The following is a 17,920-nucleotide window of genomic DNA, read 5'->3' as shown; positions in this document are numbered from 1 at the left end:
AATCATGATAATATAGTTGATAGTAGTTCACTTTGTTACATATTGATATATTAATTGAACATAAAAATAAAAGAATATTGAGGAGAATTATGCACAACCATCATTTTCTGATTGACTGCAACCTGAAAGAATTAACGGAGCATTCCACGACAACATGGCCTATTGCTCTTTATCATACGAAGATTCGTCATCATAGAAGCGGCTATATTCCTCTTCACTGGCATGACGAGTTTCAATTTGTCTTTATTTTAGAGGGTGAGGCTGAATTTCATATCAATGAAGAGACATTATATGTAAAGCAAGGAGATGGCATTTTCATCAATAGTGGCTGCCTGCACATGGCAAAAGATCCGAATGGGACGGCATGTACTTATGTTTGTTTAAATGTCTCTCCCTACTTCATCACAGCGAATGAATTATTCACCACTTTTGTCCATCCTTATATGCATGCGAGCCAGACAGCTTATATTTTACTCAACCAAAAAGATCACTGGCCTAAACATATTTATCAATGTATTCAAACCATTCAACAATTAATTGATGAAACTCCAGTCTATTATGAACTTGAACTCAATATTCAGCTCATCACCATTTGGAAAAGCTTATTACAAAATGGCTTCCAAATGAAACATGATGCGCGTAAACACGATAAAAACGAACGGATGAAACACATGCTGAATTGGATTCATCAGCATTATCATGAAAAGATCCTTCTCCAAGATATTGCTCGTGCAGGACAGCTTAGCCGCTCAGAATGCTGCAGATCCTTCAAAGACATTTTAAAGAAATCACCTATGCATTATGTAAATGAATATAGAATTCAGCAAAGCCTCATCCTGCTTCAAGAAACGGATCTCACTATCACAGAAATCGCTTACCAAGTAGGTTTCAACAGCACAAGCTATTTTATCAATTTGTTTAAAAGAATAAAAAATACGACACCTTTAGCATATAGAAAATTAAAACAGCTGGATCTTCTCCAAATAAAACAGGTAGAGGAAAACTGATGGCAGATAGCTTGTTTACTAAAATGCAGAAGGTGTTTTAGACCTATCATGAATGGCAATTGTAAATACAAGCGATGAGAATCCCATCGCTTTTTACAATAACTCTATTTGCAATTTACTAATAAAAACGTATAATTTATACTAAGCACAGGAAGACGAAAGACAAAGGAGAGAAAAAATGGACGATTATGCTCATACTAAAGACATAGAACCTACAGCAGAAAACATCGCAAAAGCCATTTATACTGTTAACCGCCATGCTAAAACCGCACCAAACCCCAAGTTTCTTTATCTTTTGAAAAAACGCGCGCTGCAAAAACTATTGCAAGAAGGTAAAGGAAGAAAAGTGGGCCTACATTTCTCTAACAATCCCAAGTATAGTCAACAACAGTCCGACGTGCTGATTGAAATTGGAGATTATTATTTTCACCTGCCACCAACGAAAGAAGACTTCGAATTTTTGCCACACTTAGGAAATTTAAATCAATCATATCGCAATCCGAAAGCGAATATGTCATTAAACCGAGCAAAGCAAATACTTCAAACGTATGTCGGTTTAAAAGAAAAACCTGCCGCCACAAAACAAAAATCACATTACACAAAGCCCGTCTTCAAACGTCTCGGGGAAAGTTATTTTTAAACAGAAAAAAACCACTCATACCGAGTGGTTTTTTCGTTTAGATAATAAAATGATCGACTTTTTCAATCAACTGATGAATTTCTGGTTTACTGATTTGATCATCTGCCCCGATCGTTTCCCCTTTATGACGCAAATCTTCAGTGATTAACGAAGAGAAAATAAGAATCGGAATGGAATTTGTTAAAGGATTGTCCTTCAGCAGTTTTGTTAGCCGGTGGCCATCCATTTTAGGCATTTCAATATCCGTAATAATCATATCAATTTCTTCTGTGACACTGATTCCTTTGCTGACAAGGTCCATGACATGATCATATGCCTGTTTGCCATCTTCAAAGGTCACAATGTTTTTATAGCCTGCTTCGGTTAATTCATTTGTTAATAAACGCATGAGAAGCGGAGAATCTTCAACGACATATAGTTTCTTCCCTGTTCTTCTCTCGTCTTTCTCACCGTCAAACATATGATACGTATCAACACCAGAAGCGGATTCAATATCATAAATGATTTTTTCGTAATCTGGAAGGAAAATCATTTTTTCATCAAGCTTAATGATGCCCGTTAAATGACGGTCCATCCCTTGATTGAGTGCAGTCGGTTTCTCAATCTCTTCCCAGCTGACGCGGTGAATTTGTGATACCGTTCCTGTATGGAACACAAATTTCCGTTGGTTGAATTCAGTCACAATATATTTCTCTTGTTCTGACTGATCTGACTCGACATTAAAAAAGGAAAATAGATTGATGACTGGTAAAATCTCGCCTCGTAAACTAATCATCCCTTCTACATCTTGGTGAGAGTGCGGTACAACCGTCACCTCAACCGGCTGAATGATTTCTCTTACTTTCATGACGTTAATGCCGAATTGATTTGCACCAATTTCAAACTTCACAATTTCCAATTCATTGGTACCAGAGTCAAGTAAAATTTCTTGTTTGTTTAAAGCCACGGAAATCCCTCTATTCTTCAATATAAGATTGTACTTTTTATATCGGCAGCATAGGAAAAAAGTTGACGTTTCTTTACGCTTTCTCTCGAACGAATTGATGAATCACAAGTCCTATCGCTGCAAGGATGAGCAAAGAGCCTAGTGCAAGGCGGCTTGCGAGATTTCCGTGCTCTGCAAACAGCAGGGTAACTGAGCCATAAATGATCGGCCCGATAATGGAAGATACCTTCCCTGAGAATGCAAAGAGGCCAAAAAACTGTCCTCGCTTTTCCTTCGGTGTCAGTTCAATAATCAAGATTCGTGATGCCCCCCAGCTTGCGCCAAGTGAAATCCCGAATAAACTGCCCGCTATCCAGAAGACCCATTCGGTTGCCGCTGTCACAGCCAAAATGAGCGCCACAATTAAAATGACATACACGACTGTAATCGATCGCTTTGCCCCTATCGCTTTTGTGATATAACCAAACAGAAAGGAGCCAATGATACTTGAAATGGTCGACACAAGATAGAGCAAAATAAATTGCCCAGCGGTAAAGCCAATGATGATTTTGGCATAAACAGCCATCATCGCAATCGCTGTTTGTAAAGCATCATTCATAAAAAAGAAAGCAATCATAAAGATAAAAGCTGGCTTGTACTTTTTCATCTCTTTAAACGTGTGAATAATCTCTTTATACCCGCTGAAAAAAGACGCCTTTTTCTCTCGCTGAGGCAGCGGATAAGGATCTTTTACAAAAAAGAGAAAAGGTAGAAAGAATAGAAGGAATAAAAGAGCTGTCGGAATAAATGCTTCATGAAACTGGTCATTGCCGACAAGTAAATAAACAGAGAGACCGACAAGTGTTCCTAAATAGCCAACGGCGATACCAAATCCTGAAATAAGCGGGATTTCTTCCTTTGTCCCAAGATCGGGCAAAATGGTGTCATAGAAAACCAGACTAGAATGATAAAAAAACTTTGCGATCACAAACAAGGTGACCACGACCAATAAAGAAACAGGCAGCCCAAACCATTCACTTGAGAAATCAATCCCAGCAAAAATCCCCATCATCAACGTACAAGCAATACATATGAACGTAAACATCGTAATATAGCGTTTCTTTTTCCCTGTACGATCAATCAGCACTCCGTATAAAGGTGTAAAAATGACGAGAAAAAAGCTGGCTAGTGCGTTTGCATAAGAAATAAAGGTGCTGGCGATCTGGTCCATTCTCGCACTGTCCCCGATCGTTTCCTGCAAGTAAAATGGGAAGAAAATGGTGATCATATTTGATGAAAAGATCGTATTTGCAAAATCATACAACGCCCAGGCCAGCACAGGTGCTGTCAAAAACAGCCCAAAGCCTGCCCCTTTTTTCTGTGCGGTCTTTTTTCCTGTTCTCAATCGATTGTCTCCCTTCCCTGCCTCATTTTTCACTATCATTCTATTTTATGTGCTGTTTCCCTCTTCCATACAATAATCTATGAAAAAAAGCACCTCTTACCATATAGCGGGACTGACCCCATAAGATGAGACAAATAAAAAACACCTTCAAGTTTGAAAACGGATCGTTGTAATCCGAAATAAAACATGGAGGTGTTTTTTCTATGGGGACAAGAGTGAGTTATCCGGTTGAAGTCAAGCAGAAGGCTGTAGACATGAGATTGGCAGGCGTATCTATGAAAGAGATCATGCAGGAATTGAATATCAAAAATAAAACGCAGGTTCAGACATGGGTGAGGTGGCATAAGGCTGGGGATACACACCGGTTCGAACAGCCTGTTGGAAAACAATATACCTATGGAAAGGGTCCCGAGTACTCTTCCGAATTAGAGAGACTGCAGGCAGAAAATCGCTATCTGAGTCAACAGAATGAAGTTTTAAAAAAGTACAACGAATTGGAAAGGAAGTTGATAAGGAAACGTCAATCAAACTAGTAGAAGAATTGTGCAAAATGATGACAGTACAGGACATTTGTGTCCATTTAAGCATCTCTCGCGCTTCGTACTATAGATGGAAAAAAGATCTGACTCAGAATCATTCTAAAAAACAACTAGAGAAGCAAATCGGCACGTTGTGCCGAGAGCACAAGTATCGATATGGATACCGAAAAATCACAGCCTTACTAAAAGTGAGAATGCGTATTAACCATAAAACTGTTCAACGTATCATGCAGAAAAACCAGTGGCAGTGCCGGGTTAAAATGAAAAAGCGTAAGAAGAATGGGCAGCCCTATGCCGTGGCCGGTAATATACTGGATCGGAACTTTCAGTCTGATCGTCCTCTTGAAAAACTAGTAACGGACATCACGTATTTGCCTTATGGACAGAAACAATTGTACCTTTCCAGTATATTGGATTTATATAATGGAGAAGTGATTGCGTTTACGATTGGTGATAAGCAGGACACAGACTTTATTTTAAACACACTTGATCAGCTCCCAGCACTGCCTGAAAACTGTGTGTTACATAGCGACCAAGGTTCTGTGTATACATCTTACGAGTATCAGAAAGCTGTTCATATAAAAGGCATTACCATGAGCATGTCCCGTAAAGGGACGCCCGCTGATAATGCCTCCATCGAATCGTTTCATTCCTCGCTAAAGTCTGAAACGTTCTATCTTAACAGCATTGATCGAACTACGACCACCATCGTAGAACGCACTGTCAAAGAATACATTTATTATTATAACAACATTCGTATTCAAACAAAACTAAACAACCAATCACCGATCAACTATCGGCAATTGGCTGTATAAAGGTGTTTTGATCCCTGTCTCAAAAACGGGGGTCAGTCCCTAGCAGAGGTGCTTTTTTTCATTATCTCTTCACAACAATGGTACTTGCAATCAAATCGTGAAGTGCTTGTTTTTTCTCTGTGAAAAAAGCAATGATATATCCAATATATAAGATCGGAGACAAAAAGCCTTTTGCAAAGAAGCGGCCAGTTGCACGCCCGAATGTGACCTTTTCGCCTGTGACTTTTGTGACTTTGATGCCAAGAGCCATCTTCCCGAGTGTTCCTTGTAATTTTGATGATTCCATGATGGCGTAATAAAGCCATGTCACCACGGTCCCCATCAAGACTGCCCCTATATAGAAAATGATCAGTCCCATAATAGCTTCCCATTCCTCATCCGTTATGACGGTTGAAGAATAGTAATAACTGTCGTCATCCATCATCAGAGCTGCACCTGGGCTTGAGACAAAAAAGACTGACGCCAAAATAAACATGATAAAAGCAATTGGTACTCCGATAATGATACCGTCCAAAAGATGTGCAAGAAAACGATAGCCTACGCCTGCTAGCTCAGGATGCTTCTTTTCTTGAATGTGTGGTTCTGTTATGTTGGTTTCCATCCTATTTCTCCTTTATTATGTATGTTTTCTATAAATTTCTTATAATCATTCGTTATTATATCCTATGAATATAGCAAGATCAATGCAGCTTTACACTTTTACATACATTTTAGATCAGTTTGATCTAAATGATTTATGTGAATAAATACTGAAAATTTGTGAAAATCATGGCACTTCTAGTTCTTTTACCTCCTGATTTTTTAACATTTTGTGATATTTTCGTCTTGTTTCCATTCTTCTGTTGACAATGATTCTTCAAATGGTACAATAGTCAAGGATTTTTTAAAGAAAGGTGTTCATGATGGGAACTGTCGTATTATTAAAGAACAACGAAATGACTGTAATTGAAGATATTTGCGAAGCTGATTATTTAGATATGAAGCATGGTTTGTCAAACGATGACACAGCTTATATCTCTTGGTACGAAGACTACGATACTGCTTATGGATATTGATTTCATTTCATAGATGAAGCGTAAAAAAAGGCGATACAACCAGAGAATAGGTTGATCGCCTTTTTTACGTTTGTAAACTTCTTTCACTTTCAGGTTCCACATGAATAAAGATTTGCGCATGCGGAAATTCGAGCTGAATCTTCTCTTCAATTCGATCACATAATTGGTGAACATCTTCAATGGTTGTCTTTCCATCTACAATCAAATGGAAATCAATATATTCCTCTGCACCTGACCGCCTTGTTCGAAAGTCATGATATTCAATGAATTCTTGACTGAATCCTTGAATGATCGCTTCAATTGATTGTTCTTCCTCTGGTGTTAAACGAGCATCAACAAGCGGCGGGAAGGCTTCCTTCATGAGTTTAAACGCTTCACGCATAATAAAGAGGGCCAGAATCATTCCAATGATCGGATCTAGGAAATACCAGTCGGTTAATGCCACAAGCAATAAACTGAATGCCACCCCTAGTGACGTATACACATCCGTTAAAAGGTGCAATGCATTTGATTTCATGGCGACTGAATGTACTCGCTCAGCCTCTTTGTTCACAATTCTCGATACAACAAAATTGATGAGCGCGCCTAGCAGCATGACCACAATGCCAAGCACGGGCAGCTTAACTGGCTCTGGATGCATTAATTTGTGAACACATTCGTATATAATCCAAATGCCAGCAACGAAAATCAGCAGGGTCTCAATCGTTCCAGAAATATTTTCGACTTTTCCATGTCCATAAGGATGTTTAGAATCTGCTGGCTTTCTTGAAATACGAACAGAAATAAATGCAATAAACGACGCCATTAAATCGAGAAACGAATGAATGGCTTCTGATAAAACCGCAACAGATCCGGTTAAGAGACCTACAATGATTTTTAAGATGACAACAAATGTGTTGCTCAGCACGGATAGAAACGCGATTTTCGATGTCTTCGCTGATTGTTCCATCTATCGTCCTCCTTTAGGAGATCGTATGTCTATGAAAGCAATTCCCATGACCATGATTCTCACGTTCTTTCAGTTTACGCAGTTTTGCCGTTTTCTAATCATCTTCATCACAGCCTGTATTTTCTCTTGAGGTTACGCTATAATAAATGTTGCTCTTTCTTTAATATATCACTCATGCGGTGATGGATAGGAGAATAGACTACATATAACGATATCCAGTGCCTTTCGCAGGTGACATTTATGCAGTGAATGGTAAAATAGGATAAAAACATAAATTTTTAAGGTGATGAGAAATGGAGCATTTGCTGAATCCAAGAGTAAAGGATATTGAAATTTCAGGCATTCGAACATTTTCAAATCTCGTATCGTCATATGAGGATGTCGTTTCATTGACGATAGGCCAGCCCGATTTTTATACGCCGCATCATGTCAAAACAGCTGCCAAAGCAGCCATTGACGAGAATTTCACCTCATACACTCACAATGCTGGGTTCCTAGAGCTTAGACAAGCGATTCAGCATTATATCAAGAAGAAAGTGAATCTTGATTATGATGCAGAGTCAGAAATCATTGTGACAACAGGTGCAAGTCAAGCAATTGATGCTGCGTTTCGAACCATTTTAACAAAAGGCGACGAGGTCATTTTACCTGGACCTGTATACCCCGGATATGAACCGATCATTCGAATGTGCGGTGCCATGCCCGTACATATCGACACAACGAATGCCGGCTTTAAATTGAATGCCAAGCTGATTGAGGATGCGCTAACGGAAAAGACAAAGTGTGTGGTTCTTCCTTACCCTTCAAACCCGACTGGTGTCACGCTTTCAGAAGAAGAATTGAAAGAAATTGCCCAGCTCCTTGAAGGAAAAGAAATCTTTATTTTATCCGATGAAATCTACAGCGAGCTGACATTTGACCGGCCGCATCATTCAATTGCCTCTTTCTTAAAAGAACAGACCATTGTCATCAATGGACTGTCTAAATCTCATAGCATGACTGGATGGAGAATTGGATTTTTATTTGCTTCAGCTCCAATTGCTAAACATGTATTAAAAGTACATCAATATAACGTGTCTTGTGCCTCGGCTGTCTCACAAAAGGCGGCACTTGAAGCTGTGACAAATGGTGTGGATGATGCACTGATCATGAGAGAGCAATATAAGAAAAGACTCGATTATGTATATGATCGGCTCATTTCTATGGGGCTTCCGGTGATTAAACCTTCTGGCGCTTTTTATATTTTTCCATCCATTGAATCGTTTGGGATGAGTTCCTTTGATTTTTGCATGGAGCTGTTAGAAAGTACAAGACTTGCGGTCGTACCAGGCTCTGCTTTCTCTCCACTCGGCGAAGGGTATGTGCGCCTGTCTTATGCTTATTCACTTGAAACGCTGAAAGAAGGACTTGACCGGCTAGAACAATTTGTACTCGAAAAACGTTCTATTCATTCGCTAGATTGAAACAACGGCTCTCTTGCCGTTGTTTTTATTTTGCAGGAAACATGATGTGAAATACAGTGCCCTTTTCAGGCTGACTATCCACACGGATCGTCCCGTTATGATTTTCTAAAATATTAAATGTGACCATGAGGCCAAGTCCTGTTCCTTTTTCCTTTGTGGTTAAAAAGGGCTCTCCAATCCGCTTCATCACCGATTCAGGAATGCCGATCCCTTCATCACGAATCGTGACAAGTATTCCATCACCTTCTGCTTTGGCTGTGATGTCTACCTTTCCTCCGTCCGGCATGGATTCTACGGCATTTTTGATTAAATTGATAAACACTTGCTTGAGCTGATTTTGATCTCCGTTCATCAGGAGACCCTCCTCTATCTCACTTGTGTTCATTAAAATGCCATTTAAGTTCGCTTGTGTTTCTAACAAAGCTGTGACTTCGCTGATGATTTTTTTCAAATCAAGCGTCTGCATTGAGGACGTTTGCTGCGGTTTCGCCAGCATTAGCAGTTCACTCAAGATAATTTCTATTCGGCTCAGCTCAGAGAAAACAATCTCGAAGTATTGATCGCGATCTTTTGTTTTCGGTTTAATGAGCTGTAAAAAGCCTTTGATGGCGGTCAATGGGTTTCTGATTTCATGTGCAATGCCAGCCGCCAATTGGCCTGCAATCGATAATTTTTCAGAGCGGAGCATGAGCTCTTCTGTCTGCTTACGTTCGGAGATATCTCTTAAAATAATTTGAACCGCTGTTTCTCCAAAAAATGTAGTTGGGATACAGACCATTTCTGTATAAATCAGCTTATGTTTAAACGTATGACAGCTCATTGTGACAATCTCAGAATCTGATGCTCTTTCAATAATACGTGATAAACTCTTTTTGACCTTTTGCTGATCACAGGAATGAATTTGATGAAAGATATCCTTTCCTATTAATTTATCGTAATGCTCTGCTTCAAATAATTTAATGCCAGATTCATTCATAAACACCCATTTGTGATCATGGATGACCGCAATCGTATCAATGGAATTTTGAATGAGCAGCTGATACCTCTCCCGGCTTTTTTGAAGAACGGTTTGAAATTTTTTACGGGATGAGATGTCCACGAGCAGTAAAAGCTCTGCCCGCTGATTTTGATAAATCGTCGGTGATGACTTTACCTCAATATGAATACTGCTCCCATCTTGACGCTTCCATATCTGTTCAATCATTCCGACTGGAAGTCCTTGCTGCAGCCTTGTTATTCGGCTTCTGACAATGTCATGGTACTCTTCAGCAATAAAATCAAACGCGGACTTGCCGATCATGTCATCTCTTGCACTTACCCCCATTAATTGCAGCATCGCATCATTCGCATACACAATTTTCCCTAAAGTCGTAATACATAACGGGTTTGGCAGCATGGCAATCAATTGTTCAGCTTCACCGACATTTTGGAAAGCCGGCAGACTGCCTAACGACTGTTCTGCTACTTTTGATGTTGTTTGAAATGCTGCTTTTTGGGGCTCAGTATCCAGCACCCTCATTTTCAGGATCATTTCTCTACTTACTTCGTTGTCTAACCCATCACAAGCAACAAAATCAATGCTTGCTTCGATCCATACAGCTGTCAGATCACTTCTTAGCAGTCTAAAGTGGCAAACCTCTAGCATGTGCTGATTGTAAAAATAACTTTCGACGAGAAATTGATCTTCGGTATGAACAAAGTCTTTCAAAAAACACCCTAGTAAATCCTTTTGTTCATAGAGCAAAAGCTGCTTACAGTTGGAAGAAATGTAGAGAAAGCGGCCATTAGAAGAAAGAACGGCATGTAAATCGATGTTCGAATACAATTGATTCGAATCTTTCATTTGTTGTTCCATCGTCGTCCGACCCTCCTTTTCATTTTTTAGGGTTGTCCTTAGATTGATGTATAAAAAAGATTCGCTAGAAAACCCGTATTTTCCTTCTGTCATCGAGGGAAACGTCCATATTTTCAGCAAAAAGGGAGCACTTTCTGCTGCTGTGCTCCCTGCGGTTTATTGTTTTTCATATTTCTTTTGTAATTCAACGTACTTATCCACAATTTTACTTGGGATGTTTTTAATAACAGGATCCTTATCTGAGACATAAGGTGTCACGACACTAAACGCCACCTTTGGATTAGAAGAAGGATAATATCCTCCAAAGGTTAAGTTGTACGTTGAATTTCCCCACCAGCTGCGGTTGGCACCATAGTAGAACGTTTGCGCTGTACCTGTTTTTCCCGCGACATCATGCTGACCAAATCGGCCAGCGGCAGTTCCGCCTGTTGATGTGACCATTTTCAGTCCCGTTTTTACGCGGTCAATATCTGCTTTCGAGTTGTTAATCGTATTCAGCACCTTCGGCTCATATTTTTTTACGACTGGGCCTACTTCATCCTTCTTCGTTGGAAGATGAACACTTTTCACCACTCTTGGCTGAATACGGCTGCCTCCATTGGCGATCGTTGACATGTATTGCGCCACTTGAAGCGGTGTATACGTGTCATACTGACCAATTGCTTCATCAAGCAAGAGTCCGCCGACCGTCTTAGGATGCGTCTGCATCCCGCTTGATTCCTGCGGCAGATCGATCCCCGTTTTCACGCCAAGACCGAATTGCGCATAGTAGTTTCTCATTTTTTGTAAGTGCTCAGGCCTTGCAGGTAACGGACCATCCTTTTGATAGGTGATGCCCGCCATTCTCATCGCTACTTGGAACATGTAGACGTTGGAACTTTTTTGGAGTGCTTGAAGGTCATTGACCCATCCTAGATTTTTATAAGACTTTTTCGCCTTTCCATTACTCCCTGCAAAATAGAGCGGTGTATCCATATAGGCTTGGTTGTGTGACATCCCGTCCTGATAACCGCCAAGTACTGTGGCTCCTTTGACAACAGAGCCCATTTCGTACTGGGTCGTAAATGTTCCGATCGCATAATCTGTGACGTCTCTGCCGTCCATTTTCTTGCCTGACATCGCGAGAACATCCCCTGTGTGAGGGTCCATCATGACGACAAAGGCACGATCCATCATATAGTTTCTCGCGCTGGCAGATCTAAGCTCTGATTCAACAATTTTGTCGACTTCCTTTTGCAGCTCCATATCAAATGTCAGCGCAAGATCAAGTCCTCTTCGTCCTTCTGTCCGCTTGATTTCATCGAGCAGCTTCCCGCCAACCTGTGTATATTGAACGGTCGCTTTCTCTGGGTTTAGAAAATCCTCGTATTGATATTCTAAATAGCTCTTCCCTACCCGGTCATTTCGCGAGTAGCCTCTTGCCATATAGTAATCTTCACGCTCTTTAATGATTCCTTGCTCTGGTGTAGTCACACCGCCAAGTACATTATAAAGGGTCTTTTCATACGGATATTTTCTTGTCCAGTCGTTGATGACGTTCACACCAGGCAGTTCATCAAGATGCTCTGAGACAAGTGAAATTTCTTCATATGTCAGGCTTACGGATGAAGTTTGTTTTGATTCTTTCGTTTCATCGAGTAAAGCCACTTTTTCGTCCCCTTTTTTCTCTTCGTTTGGGTTCATTGCCTTCACGATTTGAGGCTCAAAGGCATATCCGCCTGTAAATCTACGGTAGATCGCTGCAACAGCTTTTTCCTCTGCATCCTTTTCGATCGCTTTGACTTCTTTCTTTGGGACACGCTCTACTTGAAGCGGATAGACATCCTTTGCATCGATATCTTTTTTCTCCGCTTTTGAAATGAGTTTATCCGCTTCTTTCGGATGGCTCGCCAGCCAAAAATCTCGAATGTCACGCTCTCTCAAAAAATCAGTATCCATTTTTATATAAGTCGCAAGTTTTCTTGCTACCTTAATCTTATCCTCCGCTTTCACACCGCTTTCTGATGTATAAACGATGGCAGGTACACTTTCGTTATCAACGACGACTCTTCCTCTCGCGTCATACATTTTTCCTCTTGGAGACGGGTATGATGCTGTTTTGACCTCTGTTCGGTTGGCTTGCTTTTTATAATCTTCACCATTGACGATTTGCAGCACACCCAGCTTGATCACAAGTCCAGCAAATAAACTAAATACAGCGAAGAAAAAGAGATTAATTCTCCAGGCGTTCCGGCGCTTGATTTTTTTTTGCTCGGCAGCACCTTGATGCTGTTTCTCTCCCACTTATGTAGCTCCTCTCATCCTTTTCAATCTTTTACAATTACCACTCATTATTGTAACACTTTTGTAATAGTTGTTACAGCGAAACGAGTGAAAAAAAGCTGTCAATCCCTAATCTGCAAAAAAATATACTAACACTTTAAAATATTGGTATGTTTATGTCGTTTTCTTTAAATGGAAGAATTCCCTATCCTTTGATATGAAGCGGCTCTTACGATGACTTTAACAAAAATGACAAACTTGCATTGTCAATGGAGGATGCTGGTACGTTTATAACAAAAAGTCCATGTTATGATTTTTTGTGAGAAAACAAAACAAAGATTTTAGGAGGAGTTACAATATGAAGAAGAAATCATTCTTTTTTTCAGCGCTGACAGCTGCTGCACTCATCACATTCACTGGAGGACATTCAGCTGATGCGAAGGAGCTTAACCTGAAACAAGTAATAAATGTACAGCATCAAGCTATTGATCTTCATACACTAGCAGCAAAATTACATATCTCTTCAGATGTAAACAAGCTAAGCAAGTCGAATCAAAAAGAGATCGAAGCTCTATTAAACAAACTGATCAAAAGCGGTCAACCTGTTACAGGAACAAAAGTAGTGAAAGAAGTAAACAAAGCAAAACAAGAACAAAAACAAGAATCAGTGAAAAAACCAACTGCTTCTAAACCAAGCACTCCAGCAAAAGAAAACACAAGCAGCAACACAAAAGCTGACCAAAAAGACACAACCGCATCAAAAGCAGACAGCAGCTTAAATGCATTTGAAAAAGAAGTGGTTGAGCTTACAAATAAAGAGCGTGCAAAACAAGGCTTAAAGGCCCTTTCTGTTGATTCTAAATTAAGCAAATCTGCTCGCGCAAAATCTCAAGATATGAAAGATAAAAACTATTTCTCTCATACAAGCCCAACTTATGGATCTCCATTTGATCAAATGAAGCAATTCGGTATCACTTACAAATCAGCAGGTGAAAACATTGCCCAAGGTCAAAAATCTCCTCAAGAAGTTGTGACAGCATGGATGAACAGTGAAGGCCACAGAGCGAACATTTTAAACAAAAGCTACACACATATCGGTGTTGGTTATGTGAAATCTGGCAACTACTGGACGCAGCAATTCATCGGAAAATAATATCAAGAAAACCTGTCCCTATTTGGGACAGGTTTTTAGTTTGTTTTGAGGATGCTGCAAACTATTTGACCCATAATTTATAGATGCTCTGGGTCCCGCTGTTTTCTTCGCCCTGTTCGCTCAGCTTTTCATAAAGGGACTTCGCAAGTGAGAGCCCTGGCATTTCTTCCCCCATCAGCTCTGCTTCTTCAAGTGCAATGCCCATATCTTTGATAAAATGCTTCACATAAAACCCTGGCTCGAAATCGCCTTTCAGCATTCTTGGTGCAAGGTTTGACAAAGACCAGCTGCCGGCTGCACCTGTTGTGATGCTTTTGAGCACCTGCTCTGGATCAAGCCCTGATTTTTCGGCATAGGCCATTGCCTCTGCGACACCGACCATTCCCGCTGCAATGGCAATTTGGTTACACATTTTTGTATGCTGACCGCTTCCTGCCGGTCCTTGATATTGAATGTTTTCACCCATTTGCTCAAATAGCGGCAGACAGGCTTCATAGGCTGACCTTTCTCCGCCGATCATAATGGCCAGCGTGCCATTTTGGGCTCCTATGTCTCCGCCTGATACAGGTGCATCTAATGTAAATATACCTCTTTCCTTCGCTTTCAACTCAATTTCTTTTGCAAGCTGAGGCTTCGATGTTGTCATATCAATGAGATATGTACCTGGCGCAGCATGTGCCACAAGCCCATCTTCACCTAAATAGATCTCTTCTACATCAGATGGATATCCCACCATTGTAATGACGGCATCTGCACTTTCTGCAATCTCCTTTACTGCCGGCTTCCATGATGCGCCTTTTTGAATCAATGCGTCTGCTTTTGCTTTCGTTCTTGTATAAACGATCACTTCATAGCCTGCATCCATTAAATGTCCTGCCATACTGCGACCCATTACACCGATTCCTATAAAACCAACTGTTTTGATTTGTGCCATTACTTATTCCTCCTTAAAGAGACTTTGTCAATCCACCATCAATGATCAGTGTTTGACCTGTCATATATGTATTGGCTTCTGATAAAAGAAACATTGCATATGCTGCAAATTCCTCTGGCTGGCCGTAACGGCCAAGCGGGATCGCTCGTTCAGCCTGTGCTTTGATTTCTTCAATCGTTCGATTCTCTCTTTGTGCGCGGTGCTTTTCCAGCTGTTTCACACGGTCTGTTTCAATTTTTCCCGGTGCTAACGTATTGATCAAAATACCATCCTTTGCAAACTCCAGAGCGGCTGTTTTTGTCCATCCGGCTATGGCCGGTCTAAATGTATTCGACAGCATCAAGCCCGGGATCGGTTCTTTCACTGACATTGACGCAATATTTAACACACGTGCGCCGCGTTTTTTCAAGTAAGGCAATGCCTCTTTTAATAATCGAATATAGCTGAGTAAATGAAGCTGAAATGATTCGATCCAATCTTCATCTGTTAAGGTGTCGAGCGTTCCTGTTTTAGGCCCGCCTGTATTGTTCACAAGAATGTCTAGACACTTCTCATCACCAGCCGCCGCTTGAACAAGCGCCTTGATTTGCCCGGCGTCAGATACATCACATACTTGATAAGTCAGCTGTCCTTTGACAAGCGGAGACAGCTCATTGACTGTTTCCTTCAGCTTTTGTTCATGTCTTCCCGAGAGCATCACATCTGCTCCCTCTTTTGCTAGAGCAAAGGCAATCGCTTTTCCGATACCTTGACTGCTTGCAGCTACCAATGCTTTTTTTCCAGTTAGATTGACATCCATGTCAACACCTCCTCTAGTTTATTTTATCATACAAAAAGAACCTTGCTCACATCGCAAGGTTCCTTTCCGCTCATTACACCTTAAATCGATCAACCGCCTGACGCAGTGCCTGGCTTGATTCGTTCAGCATTTCAGTTGAGGTTTTCGTTCTTTCTAACACTTGAACTTGTTCATCTGTAGACGCATGCACTTCCTCAGCTGAGGCAGCAGATTCTTCTGAAATGGCAGCAATACTTTGAATGGAGTCACTCATCTTCTGCTGTTCTTCTGTCATTTCATTAATCTGTGTATGAATGCTGTCGATTGAACCGACAAGTGCCTGCATTTCCATTGTGATGCTGCTGAGAGCCTCACCTGTTGCATTGATGGCGGCACCTTGTTCCTCATTCATTTTACTTGCTGTTGTCATCGCTTCAGCCGCCTTCTTCGATTCATCTTGAATAAGTTTGACGGTTTCACTAATGTGTTTTGTTGACTGCGCAGATTGTTCAGCAAGCTTTCTCACTTCTTCTGCAACTACAGCAAACCCTCGTCCGCTTTCTCCTGCTCTCGCTGCTTCAATGCTTGCATTCAGTGCAAGTAAATTCGTTTGATCCGAGATTTCAGAGATGGCGGTCACGACATTTTCAATATTTTTCGTTTTATGCTCAAGGTCTAGCAGCATTTGCTCAACCTTTTTCGATTCTTCGTTCGCTTGTGATGATTTTTGGACGAGCACACCAAGTGCGTCAAGCCCTTTATAGCTTGCATCTTCAGATGATTTTGAGTTGGTTTGCATTTGTGAAGCGAGCTCACCCATATGGCGCACTTTCTCATACAAATGCTCTGATTTTTCATTAATCGTTTCTGCATCTGATGCCTGCTTAGTCGCTCCTGTTGCCACCTCTTGAATGGCCGTTGCAATCTGTTCGCTAGACAGCAAGGTCTCATTTGAAATGTGGGTCACTTCATCCGCTGATTTCACAACTTGGTCTGAAGCCCCTTTCACTTTTTCAATTAACTCCCTGATATCCTCGGTCATTTGATTAATGCTTTTCGTGAGGAAACCAATTTCATCTTGGGATTTCACTGCAAGCGTACTTGTTAAATCGCCTTCTGACACCTTACGCACATGCCCTATTAGACGCTTGATTGGCGTTGTAATGCTTCTTGCCAATAAGAAGCTGAGGATCATCGCAAGAATAATGGCAATGACGGATATAATGATACTTGTCTGATTCATTTGTTCTGTGATCCAAAGAAGTTTACTTTTTTCAAAGCTGACACCAACCGTCCAATCGGCTTCTTTGATTTTAGATATGACCGTCAGTTCTTTGCTGTCATCAACACCTGAGTTGTCAAGCGCTTTTTTCACAGAAGGGACCTTTGATATGTTTTTTCCTTGCTCTGTTGGATGCGCCAAAAGGGTGCCTGTGCCATCAACTAAGAAAGCGGTCCCCTTATAAGGAATCTCTTGTTCATTTATATACGTTTGAATAGAGGACAGCTTCAAATCAAGTCCAGCGACCCCAATGACTTTTCCATTTTTGACAATCGCCTTCGTGGCTGAGACAATCACTTTTTTCGTTGCTTCATCGACATATGGATCTGTCCAAACGACCTGTTCAGGCTTTTCTGCTGCTTGTTTAAACCAGCCTTGTTTCGATGGATCATATCCTTCGCCAAGATCGAACTCCGGAAAGCCGAACATTTTTCCGTCACTTGTTCCAATATAGGCAAACGAAATGAGCTTATCCTGTTCCTGCATGTTTTTTAGTTCATCGTTTTCAAAAGCCAATGTTTGCTTGGTTTGTTTTCGCGCAAATTCTTCAGTCATTGTACTTGTTGCGAGTTTATTAATTGTATTGCCGTAATTATCAAGCTTTTCTGTAATAATGTCTTTCATGCTTTCTGCCGTTGCTGCTGCGGTGGTTTTTGCATCTCGTTCAATCAGTGGTCTTAACACTAAGTTGGAACCCACTTGAACAGCCACGACGGTTAAAATTAAAATAACTGAGATGAAAACAGCTATTCTCACTTGAAGTTTCTTAAACATCTCATCACCCCTACATCTACTTTCACACCTTAATTTATATATCGGCAAAATGATACCGCATTCAATAGTTGTAAGAAAATTTAA

Annotated in this window: 15 protein-coding genes and 1 pseudogene; 6 read left to right on the top strand and 10 right to left on the bottom strand. The window is 40.7% G+C overall.

Annotated elements, in window-relative coordinates; all coding sequences use genetic code 11:
* Positions 1-89 precede the first annotated feature (89 nt).
* Both NSS76_RS06865 and NSS76_RS06860 read left to right on the top strand, forming a co-directional pair.
* The gene (locus NSS76_RS06865; protein ID WP_341081435.1) at positions 90-1,007 is read left to right on the top strand and encodes an AraC family transcriptional regulator; all 918 of its coding nucleotides are present in this window, start codon (positions 90-92) and stop codon (positions 1,005-1,007) included.
* Positions 1,008-1,185: 178 nt separating this feature from the next.
* The gene (locus NSS76_RS06860; protein WP_008356877.1) at positions 1,186-1,647 is read left to right on the top strand and encodes a YkyB family protein; all 462 of its coding nucleotides are present in this window, start codon (positions 1,186-1,188) and stop codon (positions 1,645-1,647) included.
* A gap of 37 nt (positions 1,648-1,684) precedes the next feature.
* Here the strand turns inward: NSS76_RS06860 and NSS76_RS06855 are convergent, their stop codons facing one another.
* Both NSS76_RS06855 and NSS76_RS06850 read right to left on the bottom strand, forming a co-directional pair.
* Complete coding sequence (locus NSS76_RS06855; protein ID WP_024424709.1) at positions 1,685-2,593, bottom strand: chemotaxis protein; 909 nt, start codon at positions 2,591-2,593, stop codon at positions 1,685-1,687.
* Between the two features lie 73 nt (positions 2,594-2,666).
* Entirely contained in the window at positions 2,667-3,977 is a 1,311-nt protein-coding gene (locus NSS76_RS06850; protein ID WP_341081431.1) for an MFS transporter, read from the bottom strand.
* A gap of 203 nt (positions 3,978-4,180) precedes the next feature.
* Here NSS76_RS06850 and NSS76_RS06845 point away from each other — a divergent pair.
* A protein-coding gene (locus NSS76_RS06845) for an IS3 family transposase (RefSeq protein WP_206534229.1) occupies positions 4,181-5,331 on the top strand; the annotation gives its coding sequence in 2 pieces (ribosomal slippage) (positions 4,181-4,454 and positions 4,454-5,331; 1,152 coding nt in all).
* Between the two features lie 61 nt (positions 5,332-5,392).
* Here the strand turns inward: NSS76_RS06845 and NSS76_RS06840 are convergent.
* The gene (locus tag NSS76_RS06840) at positions 5,393-5,932 is read right to left on the bottom strand and encodes an RDD family protein (protein WP_212042820.1); all 540 of its coding nucleotides are present in this window, start codon (positions 5,930-5,932) and stop codon (positions 5,393-5,395) included.
* A gap of 301 nt (positions 5,933-6,233) precedes the next feature.
* Between NSS76_RS06840 and NSS76_RS06835 the strand changes: the two genes are divergently transcribed.
* Positions 6,234-6,386, top strand: coding sequence for a hypothetical protein (locus NSS76_RS06835; RefSeq protein ID WP_180272403.1), 153 nt, complete (start codon positions 6,234-6,236; stop codon positions 6,384-6,386).
* Between the two features lie 64 nt (positions 6,387-6,450).
* Here NSS76_RS06835 and NSS76_RS06830 read toward each other — a convergent pair whose 3' ends face one another.
* Positions 6,451-7,335: a cation diffusion facilitator family transporter gene (locus NSS76_RS06830; protein ID WP_144495051.1), complete on the bottom strand. Its 885-nt coding sequence runs from the start codon at positions 7,333-7,335 to the stop codon at positions 6,451-6,453.
* Positions 7,336-7,628: 293 nt separating this feature from the next.
* Between NSS76_RS06830 and NSS76_RS06825 the strand changes: the two genes are divergently transcribed.
* Positions 7,629-8,798 carry an aminotransferase A gene (locus tag NSS76_RS06825; protein WP_341081421.1) on the top strand — a complete coding sequence of 390 codons (1,170 nt, stop codon included), beginning with the start codon at positions 7,629-7,631 and terminating at the stop codon, positions 8,796-8,798.
* 25 nt (positions 8,799-8,823) lie between these two features.
* On the opposite strand, the gene NSS76_RS06820 is transcribed toward NSS76_RS06825, so the two are convergent.
* Entirely contained in the window at positions 8,824-10,653 is a 1,830-nt protein-coding gene (locus tag NSS76_RS06820; RefSeq protein ID WP_025092344.1) for a PAS domain-containing sensor histidine kinase, read from the bottom strand.
* A gap of 156 nt (positions 10,654-10,809) precedes the next feature.
* Positions 10,810-12,936: a peptidoglycan D,D-transpeptidase FtsI family protein gene (locus tag NSS76_RS06815; RefSeq protein WP_044331937.1), complete on the bottom strand. Its 2,127-nt coding sequence runs from the start codon at positions 12,934-12,936 to the stop codon at positions 10,810-10,812.
* Positions 12,937-13,273: 337 nt separating this feature from the next.
* On the opposite strand from NSS76_RS06815, the gene NSS76_RS06810 reads away from it, so the two are divergent.
* The gene (locus tag NSS76_RS06810) at positions 13,274-14,068 is read left to right on the top strand and encodes a CAP domain-containing protein (protein WP_041116470.1); all 795 of its coding nucleotides are present in this window, start codon (positions 13,274-13,276) and stop codon (positions 14,066-14,068) included.
* Between the two features lie 61 nt (positions 14,069-14,129).
* Here the strand turns inward: NSS76_RS06810 and NSS76_RS06805 are convergent, their stop codons facing one another.
* The 4 genes and pseudogenes from NSS76_RS06805 to NSS76_RS19630 form a co-directional block, all read right to left on the bottom strand.
* Entirely contained in the window at positions 14,130-15,002 is an 873-nt protein-coding gene (locus NSS76_RS06805) for an NAD(P)-dependent oxidoreductase (RefSeq protein ID WP_044331934.1), read from the bottom strand.
* 13 nt (positions 15,003-15,015) lie between these two features.
* Positions 15,016-15,801 (bottom strand): SDR family oxidoreductase, encoded by a 786-nt coding sequence (locus tag NSS76_RS06800; RefSeq protein WP_044331932.1) that lies wholly within the window; start codon positions 15,799-15,801, stop codon positions 15,016-15,018.
* A gap of 73 nt (positions 15,802-15,874) precedes the next feature.
* Positions 15,875-16,822: a methyl-accepting chemotaxis protein gene (locus NSS76_RS19635; RefSeq protein ID WP_412152444.1), complete on the bottom strand. Its 948-nt coding sequence runs from the start codon at positions 16,820-16,822 to the stop codon at positions 15,875-15,877.
* A pseudogene (locus NSS76_RS19630) lies at positions 16,814-17,836 on the bottom strand (cache domain-containing protein); the annotation flags it as partial. The gene NSS76_RS19635 and the pseudogene NSS76_RS19630, both read right to left, overlap by 9 nt.
* Between the last annotated feature and the right edge of the window lie 84 nt (positions 17,837-17,920).

The sequence above is a fragment of the Bacillus sp. FSL R5-0654 genome (assembly GCF_038008745.1).
Taxonomy (GTDB): Bacteria; Bacillota; Bacilli; order Bacillales; family Bacillaceae; genus Bacillus; species Bacillus safensis.
Note: the sequence above shows the minus strand (reverse complement) of the source record. Positions and strands in the feature narration are given on the sequence as shown.

Coding starts and splice junctions, on each gene's coding strand:
- NSS76_RS06840 (WP_212042820.1), bottom strand. CDS start 5,932: ATGGAAACCAACATAACAGAACCACACATTCAAGAAAAGAAGCATCCT.
- NSS76_RS06825 (WP_341081421.1), top strand. CDS start 7,629: ATGGAGCATTTGCTGAATCCAAGAGTAAAGGATATTGAAATTTCAGGC.
- NSS76_RS06860 (WP_008356877.1), top strand. CDS start 1,186: ATGGACGATTATGCTCATACTAAAGACATAGAACCTACAGCAGAAAAC.
- NSS76_RS06800 (WP_044331932.1), bottom strand. CDS start 15,801: ATGGATGTCAATCTAACTGGAAAAAAAGCATTGGTAGCTGCAAGCAGT.
- NSS76_RS06865 (WP_341081435.1), top strand. CDS start 90: ATGCACAACCATCATTTTCTGATTGACTGCAACCTGAAAGAATTAACG.
- NSS76_RS06805 (WP_044331934.1), bottom strand. CDS start 15,002: ATGGCACAAATCAAAACAGTTGGTTTTATAGGAATCGGTGTAATGGGT.
- NSS76_RS06835 (WP_180272403.1), top strand. CDS start 6,234: ATGGGAACTGTCGTATTATTAAAGAACAACGAAATGACTGTAATTGAA.
- NSS76_RS19635 (WP_412152444.1), bottom strand. CDS start 16,822: ATGACCGAGGATATCAGGGAGTTAATTGAAAAAGTGAAAGGGGCTTCA.
- NSS76_RS06810 (WP_041116470.1), top strand. CDS start 13,274: ATGAAGAAGAAATCATTCTTTTTTTCAGCGCTGACAGCTGCTGCACTC.
- NSS76_RS06830 (WP_144495051.1), bottom strand. CDS start 7,335: ATGGAACAATCAGCGAAGACATCGAAAATCGCGTTTCTATCCGTGCTG.
- NSS76_RS06820 (WP_025092344.1), bottom strand. CDS start 10,653: ATGGAACAACAAATGAAAGATTCGAATCAATTGTATTCGAACATCGAT.